This is a genomic window from Proteiniborus sp. MB09-C3 (assembly GCF_030263895.1).
Classification (GTDB): domain Bacteria; phylum Bacillota; class Clostridia; order Tissierellales; family Proteiniboraceae; genus Proteiniborus.
Genome location: NZ_CP127161.1, coordinates 3,075,349 through 3,093,690, shown reverse-complemented (window position 1 = coordinate 3,093,690; position 18,342 = coordinate 3,075,349). Strand labels below are relative to the sequence as shown.

Here is an 18,342-nt window from a genome sequence, read left to right as displayed (position 1 = left end):
AATGATATTTGACATTTTGAAAAAAACAGAAGCTTTATTAGAGGGTCATTTTTTATTATCGTCAGGTAAGCACAGCAACAGATATGTTCAATGTGCCAAGGTTCTTCAATATCCAAAAGAGGCTGAAAAGATACTAAAAATAGTGGTGGAGCAATTGAAGGATATGGATATAGATATTGTGCTGGGACCCGCAATGGGTGGAGTAATAGTAGCTTATGAAATTGGGAGACAGCTAGGGAAAAAAGCCATATTTACAGAGAGAGACAAGATAAATGATGAAATGGTTCTAAGAAGAGGTTTTGAAATAAAAAAAGGCGATAGGGTCTTAATATCTGAAGATGTAGTGACTACAGGAAAATCTGCCCTAGAAGCCACAGATGTGGTTAAAAAATTAGGAGGAGAGGTAGTTGGGATTGCATGTATAGCTGATCGAAGCAAGGGGAAATTACAGTATCCGGTCTATAGTGCAGTAAGGTTAGATATAGAAAGCTATGAAAGTGATGATTGCCCACTATGTAAAGAGAGGATTCCATTTATTAAGCCCGGCAGTAGGGAAAAAATCTAACTTTATACCTGTCATTCTGAGACGTAGTTGAAGAACTTCATGTTTTGATACATGAGAGATTCTTCACTGGCGCTCAGGATGACGTAAATGAACTTTTAGTAGCTTTATAGCTATTATTTTTTAGTTTAAAATATATAATATTCCAACAGTATTAGGCCCACAATGGCTGGATATTACGCAGCCAGCATCAGTAATTATAATTTCTTCAACATCTAAGCTTTCTTCTAACTTATTCTTTAAAAACATGGCGTCTTCAAGACCTTCAGCATGGGTTACAAAAATCCTTTTTTTATCCATGTTATCCTTGTCTTTAATAGCATTTTCAAGCATTGTTTCAAGAATTTTTTCTCTTTTTCCTCTTGCTTTTTGCCCAACAATCATTCCACCATCTACTACCTTTATAATTGGTCTGATTCTTAAGACACTTCCCATCAAAGCTTGAAGAGATGAGCATCTTCCACCCTTGTGCAGATAGTCTAGTGTATCTGGTACAAAAGCTGTTTCTATCATAGGTACTAATCCTCGTATTCTTTTCGCTATTTCTTCCACACCTAGATTTTCTTTTGCTAAATCTACTGCCTTCATTACAAGAAGTCCTACACCAGTAGATAAATTAAATGAGTCCACAATTTCAATTTTAGCATCTGAAAACTCAGAAGCGGCTATTTTTGCATTTTGTAATGTTGATGATAGATTAGATGAAAGCCCTATATAGAGTATGTCCTTTCCTTCTTTAACAAACGGTTTAAAAGCATTGATAAAGTCTAATGGTGATGGAGCAGAGGTTTTAGGAAGCTTATCATACTCTTCTACCTTAGCATATAGCTCTTTAGTTGTGATTTCAATTCCATCCTTGTATGTATTTTCATCAAAGCCAACATATAGAGGGACAATAGAAATATCATTTGATTTGATAAGGTCCCTGCTTAAATCACAAGTGCTGTCAGCAAATATTTTTACCTTACTCACTTGTTTTTCTCCCCCTTCTATATCATATCTTAATAAATATTATACTATTAAAATATAAAATATAACAACTATAATTATATATAGCAGGAGGAATCAACAAGAAATAGTGATATAGTCCTCCTATCAAAGCCTCTAACTCTCATCTATTTTGCATATTATATTTAAGATTTTTTAAAGCTGCAGCGTGTAAACTAAAGAAAATACAAAAAACTAGTTTACTTTTTTTTATATTTATATATAATAGATATAACAATATATTTAAAGCAATGAATGAGAATAGTAAACATTTAATCAAGCTGCAGCGATTCAGGGGCGGTGGGAGCCTGAAACATTGATATTTGTTGAATGGACTCATGAGTTCAAATCTGAAATAGTAGTAGGATTTGACGGATGTCTACCGTTATAGACTAAGTGAGTCCTATGACTAACTAGAGTGGTACCGCGGAAACAGCCTTTCGTCTCTTATCGAGATGAAGGGCTTTTTTTATTAGTTATTTTGGGAAGCATTTGTTTTATTGGTAAGTAAGTTTTAATAAAAAACAAATTACAAGAAATGGGAGGTAATACAATGAGTGAGAAGAAAGTCATTTTTAGTGGAGTGAAGCCTACAGGAGAGCCTACCTTAGGTAATTATTTAGGAGCATTAAAAAACTGGGTAGAGCTTCAAGATGAATATGAATGCTATTATTGTATAGTAGACCTACATGCAATAACTGTACCTCAGGAACCTAAGGATTTAAGAAGACGTTCTTTAGAGATTTTGGCTCAATATATAGCGTCGGGAATAGAGCCTGAAAAAAACACCCTATTTTTCCAATCACATGTAAGTGCACATGCTGAACTAGCTTGGGTGTTAGATTGCATATCATATATGGGACAATTAGGAAGAATGACTCAGTATAAAGAAAAATCGCAAAAAGGTGAGGAAAATCTGAATGCAGGATTATTCACATACCCAGTATTAATGGCAGCTGATATTCTATTGTATCAGGCTGACCTTGTACCTGTAGGAGAGGATCAAAAGCAGCATCTAGAGCTTGCAAGGGATTTAGCCATAAGATTTAATAATAAATATAGCGAAACCTTTAAAGTGCCTGATTTATATATGTCGAAGTTTGGAAACAGAATAATGGGACTGCAAGATCCCCTAAGTAAAATGTCAAAATCAGGCGACGATGAAAATGATTATATTCTCCTTATAGAGGATAATGATTCTACAGTTAGAAAAATAAAGAGAGCTGTTACAGATTCAATAGGAGTAGTAAAATATTCAGATGAACAGCTGGGCATAAAAAACCTTATTACTATTTATTCTAAATTCTCAGGAGAAAGTGTTGAAGAAATAGAAAATAAATATGAAGGTCAAGGATATGGAAAATTTAAGTCAGATTTAGCTGAAGTTGTAGTAGAGGGACTAAAGCCAGTTAGAGAAAAATTTGCCGATCTAATGAAAAATAAAGATTATTTAGAAAAAATATATACAGATGGAGCAAAACAAGCAGAATATGTGGCTAATAAAACCTTAAGAAAGGTATACAAGAAGGTTGGATTTATACCAAGATAGGTAGCATACTCCACAAAATATTTAGCTTGCATGAGAATTGTCGCTTTGAGAGAAAGCTTAAGGGTACTTCTAATTTGAAAATGAAAAATACAATAGTGGATAGGGAAACCTATCCATTTTTTGTTGCGATACTGAAATTGGCTACTATAACAGGTTAAATTAGAAATTTTCTTATTGTTTTCAATGATTAGTGGAATGTATAGACTAGAAGAAAGTAGTATAGAAACTCGAAAAAATATAATATACAACTTGGATTATCCTGGAATAATAGGTTTTTTATCCTTTATCACTTATCAACAAACTTTCGATAAACCCTGTAGGAACTTTATAATATTGTAATAAAGAGGGTTAGTATAACATAGACCATAGTACCTAGTTATTGAGTACTATTCAGACTAAATCTTATATAGGAGGTGACAGTCTTTTAATCTTCAAAATGGTTTGCTGTTAAGGGGTAGATTTACTCTGAGCTATTAAAGGAGAGTATGTTTTAACAAGTAGTTTTGTTTTAAAGGTTAACTTTTTTTATTTGCTGTAAAGAACTAGAAAGCTAACTGACGAATAAAATTATAAGGAGGAAAACATGAATAAACAGAGTAAACAAGGTAGAGAAGTTAATTATCCTATTACGGATATAAGTACTTTAGGACCAGGGAGAGGAATTGCACTTGGATTACAGCATGTATTCACACTATTTGCTTCAACAGTATTAGTTCCAATATTAACTGGGCTTGATGTGGGCGTTGCTCTAATTACATCAGGATTAGGGACTTTACTTTTTCACTTTATTACTCAAGGAAAAGTACCTGCATATCTAGGCTCATCATTTTCATTTATTGCTCCAATTATAATGGCAGGAGAACTATATGGTCTTGAGTATGCACGAGGCGGTATAATTGTGGCAGGAATGATTTATTTAATTTTCGCAGGGTTAATAGCAGTTTATGGCGCTGAAAAAATAGTTAGATTTTTTCCACCTATAGTGACTGGACCAGTAATAATTGTAATAAGTATGACTCTTGCACCTAATGCCATTAACATGGCTTCTCAGGATTGCTGTTATCCATGATAACATTGGCTACTATTATAGGAATATCAATGTTTGCAAAAGGATTTTTTAAAGTTGTACCAGTTATTTTTGGATTAGGAACAGGCTATATTTTAGCTGCTGTGTTAGGTAGAATTGATTATTCTCCAATTATTCAGGCAAGATGGATAGGAATTCCAAACTTCTCATTACCTAAATTTGATATAGGAGCAATAATGATTGTTGCACCAATCGCCCTTACTACAATCGTAGAACATATAGGAGATGTATTAGCAATGAGTGGGGTAGTTAAAAGAGATCTTGCTAAAGATCCAGGACTAACAAGAACTCTGATGGGAGATGGAATAGCGACTTCAGTAGCAGCCTTATTAGGAGGACCAGCTAATACAACTTACTCTCAAAATACAGGAGTTGTAGCACTTACAAAAGTATGGGATCCTAAAGTTATGAGAATAGCGGCTATAATGACAATGTTTATAGGTTTAATACCCAAATTAAATGCATTTACAAGTACTATACCAAAACCTGTGATAGGCGGAGCGGTAATAGTTCTATTTGGTATGATAGCTTCTATAGGTGCTAGAACCCTTGTTGATAACAGAGTGGACTTTTCAAAAACTAGAAATATGATAATTTTTGCAGTTATTTTAGTTTTTGGTTTAGGCGGTGCTGTAATTCCTATAAAAATTGGTCTTGTAGAAATAAAACTTGTAGGAATGGCTCTTGCTGCCATTGTAGGGATAATATTAAATATAGTGCTACCTCATGAGATGGATGAAGACAAGGAAAATGAAGAGACAATACCTCAGTAGTTTTTAACTATTGACGTTATCTTATTCTAGCATAAGAAAAAGCATCCGAAAAGCTTGGATATGGTTAAATAGTTGCAGCATAAACCGATGAGATTTTTAATCTTATCGGTTTTTTTGTATACTAAATCTAAGACATTTAGACTTGCAGGAAAATGATTATATGATGTTGAATAGAATATTAGGCTTATTTTAGCTTAAATAAATATTTATGATAAGAGGGATAAATATGCTTAGATGTGCTTGGTGTGGAGATGACGAGTTATATGTAAAGTATCATGATGAGGAATGGGGAGTACCAGTTTATAATGATAAAAAGCATTTTGAATTCTTAGTTCTGGAATCAGCTCAAGCAGGCCTAAGTTGGATAACAGTTCTAAAAAAAAGAGAAAATTATAGGAAAGCATATGATGGATTTGATCCTGTTAAGGTGTCTCAGTATGGAACTAATAAAATAGAAGAATTGATGAACAATTCTGGCATAATTAGAAATAGGAGAAAAATTGAAGCTTCTATAAATAATGCTAGAAGATTCTTAGAGATACAAAATGAATTTGGAAGCTTTAATGACTTTATATGGTCTTTTGTCAATAATAAACCCATAATAAATCAGTGGAATGAACTATCAGATGTCCCTTCCCATACGGAATTATCTGATAGAATAAGTAAAGATTTAAAGAAAAGAGGCTTTAAATTTTTAGGTACTACAATAATATATTCATATTTACAGGCTACTGGATTGATTAATGACCATGTTACAGGATGCTTTAGATATGAAGAACTGTGTTGAACTGATATTCTGTCAATCGCATAGCTTTACTTAATTAACTGATATGTTTATATATTTTATAATCATTTAAATAGAAAGAAGTAGTATGAATCTATGTTAATGGACTGCCTTAGGAAATCGAAAATATAGACTAGTGGTAATGCAAGACTTTTTTGGAATAAGACCTTGGAATCATATCCTATTGTATGAGGAGAAAAAATAAAGTATTATATAATAAAACAGCTTTAAAATACAAGTTTACAAGAAAGGATTGTTATATATGGATGACTTTCCAACAATAGAAGAAATTCATGAAATATTAGACGACATAGCAGAAGAAATACCAGATTATTTTTTTGAACAATTAAATGGAGGAATTATACTTTTGCCTGAATATAAAATACATCCTGAAAGTAGGGATGTAGATACTCTATACATCATGGGAGAATATTCTAGAAGCTTAACTGGTAGACATATAGCAATCTATTATGGCTCCTTCAAAAAAGTTTATAGTGACGTTTCTATGAGAGCATTACGTAATAAACTAAAGGATACTTTATTACACGAATTTACCCATCATCTTGAATCATTAGCAGGAGAAAGAGGATTAGAAATAAAGGATTTTCAGGATATGCAGGAATATAGAAAAAAGAAACTAGATTAAAACAAAGACTCCATTTATGTGGAGTCTAACTTGTTATTAATGTTATTTTATTTCTTTAAGTGGAGTAAACTTGAAATTAAATCGTCGATACAGTCAGGTGTTAGCTCCACATCTTGAATAATGGCATAGTTGCAATTATTGCTTTTAAGGTAGCTGTATATTATCTGAGCTTCATCTACATCTTCCTTATTTACTTGTATGGTTATGCTTAGATCATTATCCTTAAAGTAATTTAGAATATTTGACTTTATGCTTGTATATAATCGTTTGGTATCTAAGCTATTCATATTATATTTTTCTTTAAAAAGAATTTTATTTCCTTTAACGAGAAAAAGTTTAATGCTTGAATCATTTAAATATTCTACTATTGCTATATTTTTATTGTCTTCTGTGAATTCTATTACTCTTTCCTTACTCACTAAAGTTTTTATTGCGCTTATATAGTCTCTATACTTAGCAGCAGTCTCAAAATCATAATCGTTAGAAGCATGTAACATCTTTTGCTCCATTTCTTCAAGTATTTTTCCGTCAATACCACTAAATAAGTCTATAATTTTATTAATTATTTTATTATATTTTTCAATTGCTTCTCCACCCATACACATACCAAGGCACAGATCTAAAGAATAATTTAAGCACGAGGTACTTTTTTTAGAAGGATTATTGCATGCTATTTTACAGAACTCCTTTATACCTTGAATAGATCTTTCGACAGTACTTCTGCTTGTATATGGTCCAAAATAAGTTGCAGAATGCTTTTCATTAGGAATATTTACAGCTTTTATACTCATACTGTTATTATCAGAGATTATTTCTATGTAGATATAAGAAGAAGGGCTTTTCATAAGCCTATTATATAAGGGCTTTAGTTTTTTTATTAGCTTACACTCCAGCATAAATGCTTCGAATTCAGTATCTGTAATTATGTAGTCAAAATCCTTCAGAGTTTTCACAAGCCGTTCAATTTTTTGAGGATGGTTTTTTGAATTTTGAAAGTAAGAGCTAACCCGGTTTTTAAGATTTTTAGATTTTCCAACATAGATAATATCTCCAAATGAATTTTTCATAATATAAACTCCAGGTGATGAAGGAAGGTTTTTTACTTTTTCTTTTAAATCCATAGCTGCTCTCCTTTCTTGAGATAATAAATCTATTTTATTTTAGCATTATATAGAGAACTGTGCAATGTGATAAAATAGTCAGGTTTATATCCTAGGAAAAATAAGTAAAAAGAAAATTTACTTTGGAAGTGGTTATGATATAATAATCTTAGTTTTTTAATTTAGCGAATAAAGAAAAAATTGGTTTGTATTTTTGAGGTGAACTATGTTTAATATTACAGAAGAACTAATCAAAACCTTATGTCCATTGCGCACTACTCATTTAAAAGGACAACAATATTATAGAACAAATAAGGTAAGAGAAATAACGTTTAATAGCCAGAAAATATTGTTCAATGCTGTTGTTTCAGGTAATAAAAGATACAATGTAAAGGTAGAATTTAATGACGAAGGAAATTTTCATAGAGGATCTTGTACATGTCCTGCATATGATGAATACTGGGGATATTGTAAGCATATCGTGGCTACTTTGTACGAAATTAGAGAAAGAGATCAAAAAGGTGAGTATGACAAAGTTAAATCATATGGTATAGCTAAAAATATACTGGACTTCTTTAGATATAAGCAATTAGATGTAAAGAGCCCTGTTCAACTTGAAATAACCTATGAATTTGAACCAAATCCTTATGGAGATATGGATAATTCATCTTATATAAGCCTTCGTATAGGAGAAAATAAGCTTTATGTTGTGAAAAGCATAAAAAAATTATTAGAAAGCTTGGAAAGCAAGGAAGAATTACAATTTGGAAAAGAGTTTACTTTTGATCCCAAAATTCATAGATTTAATGAAATGGATCAACCTATAATAAATCTGCTACAAGAGATATATGACACAGAAAAAGTAATCAATGAAAATGTCTATGGCTTTGGAAAAACAAGTTTATTTAAAGGGAAAAGAGTAAATTTCACATCAATAACTACAAAGAGATTCTTTGAAATTATGAAAAACAGAAGCTTTAAATCCATTATAATGAATAGAAAATATGAAAATGTAAAGATACTAGAAGAAAACATACCTTTAAAGTTTAAGCTAGATAAGCTTGAAAAGGATTTAGTATTAAATGTGGATTATGGAAAAGTACTTATTCCACTAGTAACTGATGGAGAATACTTTTTTAGACAAGATTCAATTTATAAGACTTCAAAGCAGCAAAGAGAGTATTTTGTTCCTTTTTATGCTGCACTTATTAAACAAAGAAATAATTCTATTAATATACCACAAGAATATAACGATAATTTCGTATCAGAAGTGTATCCATTTATAGAAAAAATAGGAGACATAGAAATAGATTCCAAAGTACAATCATTAATATATAAGCCAGAGATAAATCCAGAAGTCTATTTAGACACTAATGAAGATGCTATATTAGCCGATTTGAGATATATATACGGAGATATAGTTATAAATCCTTTTACACATGAGGAAAAGAAAGCAAAGGAAGATAGAATACTTATAAGAGATTTTGAAAGAGAAAAAGAAATAGTCAGTATTTTTGAGACTTCAGAGTTCAAAGTAAAAAATAATCAGATTTATCTTGACGATGAGGAAAAAAAGTTTGAATTTGTTTTTAGAAAAATACCTTTACTTCAAGAAAAAGCAGAAGTATTTTATTCAGAAGCTTTTAAAAATGTAAAGATAAAAGATATTTCTTCATTTTCGGGAGGAGTTAGATTAAATTCTGAAAATGATATGCTGGAATTTAGTTTTGATATAAGCGGTATAAACAGAGCTGAATTAATGGAGGTTTTTAATTCCCTAAGAGAAAAGAAAAAATACTATAAACTAAAGGATGGCTCCTATTTACCACTTGAAATGAACGAGCTAAAAAGCATGTCAGAAATAATAGATTATCTTGAGCTTGATAACAAGGATTTTGAAAAGGATATCATGCAAATACCTAAATTTAAAGCTTTGTATTTAGATGAAAAGCTAAAACAATCTGAGAACAACTATATAAAAAGAAACCTTTTGTTTAAAGAGCTGGTACAAAATATAAAAGAGCCTGGAGATATAGATTATACTATTCCTGAAAAGTTAAAAAAAATACTTAGAGATTATCAGAGATTTGGTTTTAAATGGCTAAAGACCTTAGCTGCTTATGGAATGGGTGGAATATTGGCAGATGATATGGGATTAGGTAAAACACTTCAAGTATTAACATTTATATTGTCAGAAAAAATGGAGGGCAACAGGCTGCCCAATCTTATTGTAGCACCTACTTCCTTAGTATATAATTGGGCTGCAGAAGTTGAAAAGTTTACACCTGAACTAAGTACATTAGTGATTTCAGGAAGTAAGGATGAAAGGCAAAACAATATAGAGGATATTATGAATTATGATATAGTAGTGACTTCATATCCTCTTATAAGAAGGGATATAGAGCTATATGAGAATATTAAATTTAAGTACTGTATATTGGATGAAGCTCAGCATATAAAAAATCCTATGTCTCAAAATGCAAAATCTGTAAAAGATATAAAGGCCCATAATTATTTCGCACTTACAGGAACGCCGATAGAAAACTCTTTGACTGAGCTATGGTCAATATTTGATTATATAATGCCGGGATATTTACTGTCACATAGCAAGTTTACTAAGAAATTTGAAAGACCTATTATTAAAGAAAATGACAAAAAGTCTCTGGAGGAGTTAAGTAAATATATTAGGCCATTTATATTGAGAAGGCTTAAAAAGGAAGTTTTAAAAGAACTGCCTGATAAGATAGAGCATAAGCTTGTAGCAGAGCTTACTACAGAGCAGAAGAAAATATATATAGCTTATCTAAATCAAATAAAAGGTGAAATAGAGGATGAAATAAAAGACAAGGGCTTTGAACGAAGTCATATTAAGATATTGGCTGGATTAACAAGACTTAGACAAATATGCTGTCATCCATCATTGTTTATTGAAGGCTTTAATGGTGAAAGTGGCAAGCTCCAGCTGCTTGAGGAGTTAATTAGCGATATTTTAGATGGTGGGCATAGAATACTACTATTTTCTCAGTTTACAAGCATGTTGAAAATTATAAGCCATATGCTAGAAAAGAAAGAAATAGGGTACCTTTACCTTGATGGTTCAACTGACACAATGGAGAGAGGACAATTAGTTGATAGCTTCAACAAAGGCAAGGGACAAATTTTCCTAATATCTTTGAAAGCAGGGGGTACAGGCTTAAATCTTACTGGAGCAGATACAGTTATTCACTTTGATCCATGGTGGAATCCTGCTGTGGAAGAACAGGCTACAGATAGAGCTCATAGAATAGGACAGGAAAGTGTGGTACATGTTATGAAGCTAATAACTCAAGGAACAATTGAAGATAAAATCTTCAAGCTCCAAGAAAGAAAAAAGGAGCTAATAGATTCAGTAATCCAACCAGGGGAAACCCTTGTTTCAAAAATGAGTGAAGAGGATATTAGGGATTTATTTGAAATATAGTTAAGAAAAAGAGAACAGAAAGCAAGAAGATAGGTCACTGCTTTAGCGTGAAGCAATAACTCTGTCCTCTTGCTTTTTAAATTTTTTTGCTATACTTTTTCATTACTAATATTTTATAGATGAAGCTTATATTTAATACCATATATTCGGGGCATGTCCATTATTAGCCACTAATTGTAAATATTAAGCCTTTAGACTTCATACCATTAGTGTTATACTTTCAACAAGGTCGATCTTAAAGGCACTTCCCCTAACATCACATTTAAAAAAGAAAGGTTATAAGGAGGTTAACTTATGAAAAAAAATTCAAGAAAGATGAAAACAGTATCTATTTTAGTAGCATTATTTGTATTTTCAAACATTAGCGTAGCTAATGCTGCAGGTTTCAAGGTTATTTCAAAAAATAATGATAATTGTGCATTGAAAACTACTAAAATAAATACATTTAACTTTAGTGATTACCTTAATAAATATGGTAACATTATTAAAATTCAGACTAAAAAGAATGATGTAAATACAGATAAACCTGCAGGAACAGAGGCACCAAAGCCTGAAGCACAAAAACCAGAAACACAAAAACCTGAAACATCAAAACCAGAAACTCCAGTAAATAATAATGAAGAACAAAAACCAGTAGACCAACCAAGTAACGATAATAAAGATTCTAATTTAGGTGATGTTAGTGCAATTGAAAAGGAAGTTGTTAGATTGGTAAATGTTGAAAGACAAAAGAATGGCCTTAACTCACTTGAGATTGATGCAGAATTATCAAAAGTTGCACGTATGAAATCACAAGACATGGCAACTAAAGGATACTTTAGTCATACATCACCAACATATGGCAGTCCTTTTGATATGATGAAGCAATTTGGAATCAAATATTCCACAGCAGGGGAAAATATAGCTATGGGTCAGCCTTCAGCAGAAGCAGTAGTAAAAGCTTGGATGAATTCTGAAGGACATAGAGCTAATATATTATCTAAAAACTTCACAAAAATCGGAGTTGGATACTATAAAGGTAGCAACGAACCATATTGGACACAAATGTTCATTAAACCTTATTAATAACAAGCACAGCCCAGATAGGTCGATTGACTTATTTGGGCTGTTTTATTGAGTGAAGTATAATTAAAAGCTAGTTGTTAAAGAAAATTAATAGTTTTTAACAAATATTGAAAACGTTATCATTTAAGTTTATAATATAAGAGGAAATGATTTGTACAATAAATAATAGCTCATAAAAAAGTAAAATAATAAAAGGGGGTTTTTTGTGTGAAAATATTTGAGTATTTGGAGAAATACGATTACGAGCAATTGGTTTTCTGTCAAGATCGTAGCACTGGATTAAAAGCAATTATTGGTATTCATGACACTACTTTAGGACCAGCTCTAGGAGGTACAAGATTTTGGAACTATGAAAGTGAAGAAGAGGCTATCATAGACGTTCTAAGATTATCCAGAGGCATGACTTATAAGAGTGCAGCAGCAGGATTGAATCTAGGTGGAGGTAAAGCTGTAATCATAGGAGATCCAGAAAAAGTTAAAAGTGAAGAATTATTAAGAGTATTTGGAAGATATGTAGAAGGTTTAGCTGGAAGATATATTACTGCAGAGGATATGAATATAGGCACTCAAGATGTGGCATACATAAATGATGAAACTGATTATGTTGTAGGCTTAGAAGGCAAAAGCGGAAATCCATCACCAGTAACAGCTTTTGGAGTATTTAGAGGAATATTAGCAGCAGCTAATGAAGTTTTTGGAAGCGACGATTTAACAGGAAAAGTAGTTGCAGTTCAAGGATTAGGTTCAGTAGGATATCACGTATGTAAGCATTTACACGAGTCTGGAGCAAAACTATATGTTACAGATATTAAAAAAGAAAGTATTGAAAAAGTAGTAAATGATTTTGGTGCTACAGCAGTTGCTCCTGATGAAATTCATAAAATCGAATGCGACATCTATGCACCTTGTGCAATGGGCGCAGTAATAAATGATTTTACAATCGATCAACTTAAATGCAAAATAGTTGCAGGCGCTGCAAATAACCAATTAGCAGAGGAAAAACATGGACAAATGTTAATGGATAAAGGAATATTATATGTTCCAGACTATGTAATTAACAGTGGTGGAGTAATTAATGTTTACGAAGAGTTATTAGGATACAACAAAGAAAGAGCAATGAATAGAGCTTCAAATATTTATAATGTTGTTAAGAAAGTATTTGAAATATCTAAGAGAGACAATATACCAACTAGTAAAGCAGCAGATAGAATGGCTGAAGAAAGAATAGAGAAGATTGGTAGAACTAAAACAGTTTATTTGAGCAAATAATTATTTTGATACGATGCTATAAATATGCTGATATAGTCATTTTCAGGAGTGTGGATGTTTTCACACTCCTGTTTTGCATATTGCGTTATGTTTTTTATTGAGTCTAAGGAGTGTTCAGAAGGGAATAGAAATTTGAAGCAATGAATTTTATCTTAAGTAGGGAAAACTGCTGTGAATTATGATAAGATAGTAGGAAATGATACATGTACGTCCAGTATAATGCTATATAGGGACAAAAAAATTTAGTAACTGAAATGTAAATTAGCCAACATAACATATTGAATTATTTAAGATTTAAAGAAGATACAGAGATAAAGGTATGTTAGAAGTGAATGCAGTTAAAGTAGTTTTATTAATAGACGAGGAGATGTTGAATATGAAAATTGAGGATATTTTAAAGATAGAAAAGGAAGAAGAGAGAATTTCAGCTATTTATAATATCTTTGACGAAGGCACAAGATTGTCTACAAAAGCAACTCAGGTTGAGTTCTTGACAACAGTAAGACAGATCGAAAAACATCTTAAGCACGGAATGAAAATATTGGACCTAGGAGCTGGAACAGGAGAATATAGCTTATATTTTGCAAGTAAAGGATATGAGGTAACAGCAATCGAGCTAGTAGAAAAACATGTTTCTCAAATTAAAGAAAAAATTGTTTCAGGGATGTCTCTTGAAGTGTTTCAAGGCAATGCCATGGATATTTCTATGGTTGAAGATAAAAGCTATGATATTGTTTTATGCTTTGGTCCGTTGTATCATTTAGCTAGAATTGAAGATAGGATGAAATGCATAGCTGAAGTGAAACGAGTTTGTAAGGATAATGGAAAGATGTTTTTCGCATTCATTTCTAATGATATGGTTATCGTAACAGAAACTATGTGCTATAATCCTGAATTTTTACAGGGGGATGCGTATAATCATGAAAATTTCAAGGTTAAAGACTTTCCTTTTGTTTTTCATACAGTAGAAGATTGCAGGAGTCTACTAAAAGGTTCAAATTTAAGAATTAGTGCAGAGGTTGCTGCTGATGGATTAAGTGAGCTGTTAGCAGATAAGATAAACAATATGAATGATGAAAATTATAGACAATGGCTAAATTATCATTATTACTGTTGTGAAAAACCTGAATTCTTAGGTGCAAGCAATCATCTTTTGTTTATAACTGAAAAATAACCATAGCTAAGAAAGTTCTAAACAGTGCTGAAATGATTTTGCTAAATATGAATGATATTCTAACTTTGACAGGAGGAATTAACAATGAATTATAGAAGAGTTCATATAGATAAAAGCAGTATAAAAAAGGAAATAAGCGAAACTTTATATCAGATTGCTAAGTGGCATAATACTACACCTAAAATATGGATTCCAGATTACAGGGCTTCAACTACAGATATAGATGAAACATTACAGAAAATTCAGAGTACCAAGGTTGAAAAAGAAAACTAGGGATTGGCACTTCACTTAAGGGCATAGCAAACAAGCCGTCTTGCGGTGGCTTCAAAAAATTGAATATATAGACAAAATTAAGGTTATTCAGTAGCTGACTTAATTCTGTAACCTTGGAATTTTGCTAATTGTATAGCCTGCTCTACAGTAATCTCGCGATTGACAGGAATAACGTCAGAGTTTCTGTAAAGTTCAGCATTGTATGGTTCATTTTTCTTCAACATGTTGTATAATGCTGTTAGAAGCATTCTTGCTATTGCAATGATTGCCTTCTTGTGACCACGACGCTTTCTTAAACGAAGGTAGCGGTTACGGATTTCTGGATGCTTTTCACTTTTAACCACAGAGTTGGCACATTGAACAAGAAGTGGTTTAATATAGCATCCAGCTTTGGAAACCCGGACAGATTTTTTCTTCCCTGCACTTTCATTGTTGGTAGGTGTAAGCCCTGCCCATGAACACAAGTGTTTCGCCGAAGGAAAAGCCTCCATATTAACACCAATCTCTGAAATGATTGTGATTGCAGAGAAGATGTTTTTAAAAGATGGAGCGGTTAGGATTAGGTCGAGTTCTTGTTGATAGGGGCTGGCGAGCACAAGAATCAGTTCTTCTAACTCTGATTTCCGGGATTCCAAATCTTCAAAGTGCTTCTTGATAATCTTTAATTTACCAGCCTGTTGCGGGGAGATATGCCCATCAACGGCGAGCTGTAATTCAGGAATTTTACCCTTCATAGAGCCGTGAATTAAAGGTTCAATATCGAATGAAGTATCTAGAGGATTTTCAAGAATCTTATTCAGAATCTTTTGAGCACTTTTACCAAAAGTGTCGGAGACAACGGAAGACAATTGAATGTTGGAAACCGTGAGACAGTTTTGAAGACGGTTCTTTTCACTGGACATAAAGCAGGTTAGTTTGTAACGATAGCGCATAAGGTCGCGTAGCTGGCGAATATCAGCAGGGGGCATAAAGCTACCGGCAACAAGATCATGCTTAAACAGGTCAGCAATCCATTTAGCATCTTTCTTGTCAGTTTTTTACCACGAATAGCCTTAACGTATTTAGGATGTGCAAGCACAATAGAACAGTCTTTTTCCAAGACGTTGTACACGGGAATCCAGTATTTACCTGTAGATTCCATGCAGACATCCTTACAATTAGATTCAAGCAGCCATTGTAACAGCTCTTTCAGACCTTTGGTGTAGGTGGAAAAGCGATGGCTCTTGTAGGTGGTAACACCTTGTTTATCGGTGGAAGCGATGCAGGCTACAACAAAAGTTTTGTGAACATCAATTCCGCAGCAGATTTTGTACACGATTTTTAAAGCCATAGGGACTCCTTTCTGAACTAGAAAGTTCATAAGAATTATAGGGAGATACGGCATTGACTGAACGCCTGGCATTTAAACGAGATTGTTTAAACAAAGATAAGGTTACGTACTCTAAGGTACACTTATTTGTGCTTGAAAAGGCGTTCTACACATATAAAAATACGGTCATCTGACAAGTCAGACAGCCCACTCACCTCCCCGTGATTTGTAGTTTACCGAAATCCCTATGGGGTTAATTATAAAACAAATAACGCTCAAAAGCACTTTTTCATTACGTTTTGTGCCTTGAGCGAAGCGAAAGGAATGGCTATAAAAATGAAGATTTATTTCTTATGATTGCAGAAGATGAGCAAGATAAGATTCAAGGTTTCATTTGGGCATGCAAACAAGAGAAACCTCAGGACAGTGTCATGATACTATCATTGTATGTAGCTAGAGATTACAGGAGACAGGGAATAGCAACCAAACTAAAAGAGCTATTAGAAAAATGGTGCAGACAAGAGGGTATCAAAACTATACATACAACAACTCATTATAATAATCATAATATGATTGTGCTGAATCAAAAACTCGGATATGTTCCAGGCATGGTACATATGATTAAAACCTTATAATCTCGAGTTAAAGATAGTAATAGGAGTTAAAGCCTTGAGGCTTGGCATAAATCAAGAAAATAATTCGTAAAGTTAGGAAAATAATTGGAATAGGGAGGGATTAAGTTGAAATACCGTTGCTTAATTCTAGACCATGATGATACAGTAGTTAAAAGTACACCAGACATCCATTACCCTTCTTTTATAGAAGCACTAAAAACACTAAGACCTGAAAAGGAACTTTTAAGCTTAGAAGAATTTGTTTCCTATTGTTTTAATCCCGGTTTTTCAGAATTATGTAAAGACATATTGAAGTTCAGTAAAGCTGAGCAGGAATATCAATATAGAATATGGAAAAGCTACACAAAGTCAAAGTCGCCTGATTTTTACGCAGGTTTTCCTGAATTAATAAAAGAGTATAAAAAATTAGGTGGTATAATATGTGTGGTTTCTCATTCTGAAAGTGAACAAATAGCTAGAGATTATATGTTGAACTGTAATCTTACCCCCGATTTAATATTTGGCTGGGATTTAGAAGAACATCAAAGGAAACCAAATCCTTATCCAATATTGGAGATTATGAAGAGATTTAATTTTGATAGACATGAAGTATTAGTAGTAGATGATTTAAAGCCTGGGTTAGATATGGCAAGAAGCTGTAATGTAAAATTTGCAGGAGCAGGATGGTCTCATATAATACCAGATATACAGAAATACATGAAAAATAATTCAGACTACTATTTTACAACTGTTGAATCATTTAAGAAGTTTATTATGACTGAAGAAAATTTTTAAATGAAAGATATATAGAATATCAAAGTAGGAAGCTGGATAATTTTTTTTGAAGTTCAAATTGTTTGAGCAGCGGAGGATTGTATCTATATTATAAATATTAGTGAGAGTTGGGATTATATGTTAGAGTCAAGTCTATATCAATATATTAGAGCAATTGAACTAGATAGAAAACATTTAACAAATAGCTATCCATTTTCATTGAAAGCAATCAAAGAGCTAACTAGACTGGAAATGAATCCATGTGTTACTTTTATAGTCGGAGAGAATGGAACAGGAAAGTCAACCTTGCTTGAAGCTATAGCAGTTGCATACGGCTTTAACCCAGAAGGTGGAAGTAAAAACTTTAGGTTTGCCACCAATGAAACACATTCAGCATTATCTGAATACATTCAGGTTACAAGGGGAGTTAAAAGAGCGAAGGATGGATTTTTCTTTAGGGCAGAAAGCTTTTATAATGTAGCCTCAAATATTGATGAGTTAGACAAGGATGGCGCTTGGCCTCGAGTAATTGATTCTTATGGTGGGGTATCATTGCATAAACAATCCCATGGTGAGTCTTTTATGTCATTGATAATGAATAGGTTTGAGGGTAATGGATTATATATCCTTGATGAACCAGAAGCTGCATTATCGCCTACAAGACAGATGGCACTTGTAAGCAGAATACATGAGCTGGTATCAGATAATTCTCAATTTATAATAGCGACACATTCTCCAATTATTATGGCATATCCAAATTCAACAATTTACAATATTGAGGGTGGATATGAGAGAGTTACATATCATGACACCGAGCATTATCAAGTAATGAAAAGCTTCATTAATAATACTGAAGGGATGCTCAAGATTTTGTTAGAAAATTAAATTTGTAGAAACAACATAAATATTGTTAGAA

Annotated in this window: 16 protein-coding genes, 1 pseudogene and 1 other annotated feature; of the genes and pseudogenes, 14 read left to right on the top strand and 3 right to left on the bottom strand. The window is 32.6% G+C overall.

Annotated features, from left to right (window positions below; all coding sequences use genetic code 11):
- Nucleotide 1 precedes the first annotated feature (1 nt).
- A complete protein-coding gene (gene pyrE / locus QO263_RS15400) occupies nt 2-565 on the top strand; it encodes an orotate phosphoribosyltransferase (RefSeq protein ID WP_285623244.1) in 564 nt (187 codons plus the stop codon).
- 120 nt (nt 566-685) lie between these two features.
- On the opposite strand, the gene QO263_RS15395 is transcribed toward pyrE, so the two are convergent.
- Nucleotides 686-1,534, bottom strand: a complete 849-nt coding sequence (locus QO263_RS15395; protein ID WP_285623242.1) for a DegV family protein — start codon at nt 1,532-1,534, stop codon at nt 686-688.
- A 257-nt stretch (nt 1,535-1,791) separates the two neighbouring features.
- Nucleotides 1,792-2,000 (top strand) — a binding site (T-box leader).
- An 87-nt stretch (nt 2,001-2,087) separates the two neighbouring features.
- Here QO263_RS15395 and trpS point away from each other — a divergent pair.
- The 5 genes from trpS to QO263_RS15370 all read left to right on the top strand — a co-directional run bounded on the left by trpS (nt 2,088) and on the right by QO263_RS15370 (nt 6,388).
- Entirely contained in the window at nt 2,088-3,098 is a 1,011-nt protein-coding gene (trpS, locus tag QO263_RS15390) for a tryptophan--tRNA ligase (protein ID WP_502928674.1), read from the top strand.
- Nucleotides 3,099-3,681: 583 nt separating this feature from the next.
- On the top strand, nt 3,682-4,167 hold the full coding sequence (locus QO263_RS15385) for a solute carrier family 23 protein (RefSeq protein ID WP_285623238.1): 486 nt from the start codon (nt 3,682-3,684) through the stop codon (nt 4,165-4,167).
- Nucleotides 4,164-4,958: a uracil-xanthine permease family protein gene (locus QO263_RS15380; RefSeq protein WP_285623236.1), complete on the top strand. Its 795-nt coding sequence runs from the start codon at nt 4,164-4,166 to the stop codon at nt 4,956-4,958. The genes QO263_RS15385 and QO263_RS15380 overlap by 4 nt, the downstream gene beginning before the upstream one ends.
- 226 nt (nt 4,959-5,184) lie before the next feature.
- Nucleotides 5,185-5,745, top strand: a complete 561-nt coding sequence (locus QO263_RS15375) for a DNA-3-methyladenine glycosylase I (RefSeq protein WP_285623234.1) — start codon at nt 5,185-5,187, stop codon at nt 5,743-5,745.
- A gap of 259 nt (nt 5,746-6,004) precedes the next feature.
- On the top strand, nt 6,005-6,388 hold the full coding sequence (locus tag QO263_RS15370; RefSeq protein ID WP_285623232.1) for a metallopeptidase family protein: 384 nt from the start codon (nt 6,005-6,007) through the stop codon (nt 6,386-6,388).
- 47 nt (nt 6,389-6,435) lie between these two features.
- Here the strand turns inward: QO263_RS15370 and QO263_RS15365 are convergent, their stop codons facing one another.
- A complete protein-coding gene (locus QO263_RS15365) occupies nt 6,436-7,509 on the bottom strand; it encodes a GIY-YIG nuclease family protein (protein WP_285623230.1) in 1,074 nt (357 codons plus the stop codon).
- A 205-nt stretch (nt 7,510-7,714) separates the two neighbouring features.
- Here QO263_RS15365 and QO263_RS15360 point away from each other — a divergent pair, with 205 nt between their 5' ends.
- The 5 genes from QO263_RS15360 to QO263_RS15340 all read left to right on the top strand — a co-directional run bounded on the left by QO263_RS15360 (nt 7,715) and on the right by QO263_RS15340 (nt 14,729).
- On the top strand, nt 7,715-10,948 hold the full coding sequence (locus QO263_RS15360) for a DEAD/DEAH box helicase (RefSeq protein WP_285623228.1): 3,234 nt from the start codon (nt 7,715-7,717) through the stop codon (nt 10,946-10,948).
- Between the two features lie 294 nt (nt 10,949-11,242).
- Nucleotides 11,243-12,013, top strand: coding sequence for a CAP domain-containing protein (locus QO263_RS15355; RefSeq protein WP_285623226.1), 771 nt, complete (start codon nt 11,243-11,245; stop codon nt 12,011-12,013).
- A 207-nt stretch (nt 12,014-12,220) separates the two neighbouring features.
- On the top strand, nt 12,221-13,282 hold the full coding sequence (locus QO263_RS15350) for a Glu/Leu/Phe/Val family dehydrogenase (protein WP_285623224.1): 1,062 nt from the start codon (nt 12,221-12,223) through the stop codon (nt 13,280-13,282).
- A 319-nt stretch (nt 13,283-13,601) separates the two neighbouring features.
- Nucleotides 13,602-14,456 carry a class I SAM-dependent methyltransferase gene (locus tag QO263_RS15345; RefSeq protein WP_285623222.1) on the top strand — a complete coding sequence of 285 codons (855 nt, stop codon included), beginning with the start codon at nt 13,602-13,604 and terminating at the stop codon, nt 14,454-14,456.
- A gap of 84 nt (nt 14,457-14,540) precedes the next feature.
- Nucleotides 14,541-14,729, top strand: a complete 189-nt coding sequence (locus tag QO263_RS15340) for a hypothetical protein (RefSeq protein WP_285623220.1) — start codon at nt 14,541-14,543, stop codon at nt 14,727-14,729.
- Between the two features lie 83 nt (nt 14,730-14,812).
- Here QO263_RS15340 and QO263_RS15335 read toward each other — a convergent pair.
- Nucleotides 14,813-16,059: pseudogene (locus tag QO263_RS15335) on the bottom strand (IS110 family RNA-guided transposase).
- Nucleotides 16,060-16,337: 278 nt separating this feature from the next.
- Here QO263_RS15335 and QO263_RS15330 point away from each other — a divergent pair.
- From QO263_RS15330 to QO263_RS15320, 3 genes are all read left to right on the top strand, one after another.
- A complete protein-coding gene (locus QO263_RS15330) occupies nt 16,338-16,673 on the top strand; it encodes a GNAT family N-acetyltransferase (RefSeq protein ID WP_285623218.1) in 336 nt (111 codons plus the stop codon).
- A 105-nt stretch (nt 16,674-16,778) separates the two neighbouring features.
- Nucleotides 16,779-17,447 carry an HAD family hydrolase gene (locus tag QO263_RS15325; RefSeq protein WP_285623216.1) on the top strand — a complete coding sequence of 223 codons (669 nt, stop codon included), beginning with the start codon at nt 16,779-16,781 and terminating at the stop codon, nt 17,445-17,447.
- 117 nt (nt 17,448-17,564) lie between these two features.
- Entirely contained in the window at nt 17,565-18,311 is a 747-nt protein-coding gene (locus QO263_RS15320) for an AAA family ATPase (RefSeq protein WP_285623214.1), read from the top strand.
- The last annotated feature ends 31 nt before the right edge of the window (nt 18,312-18,342 follow it).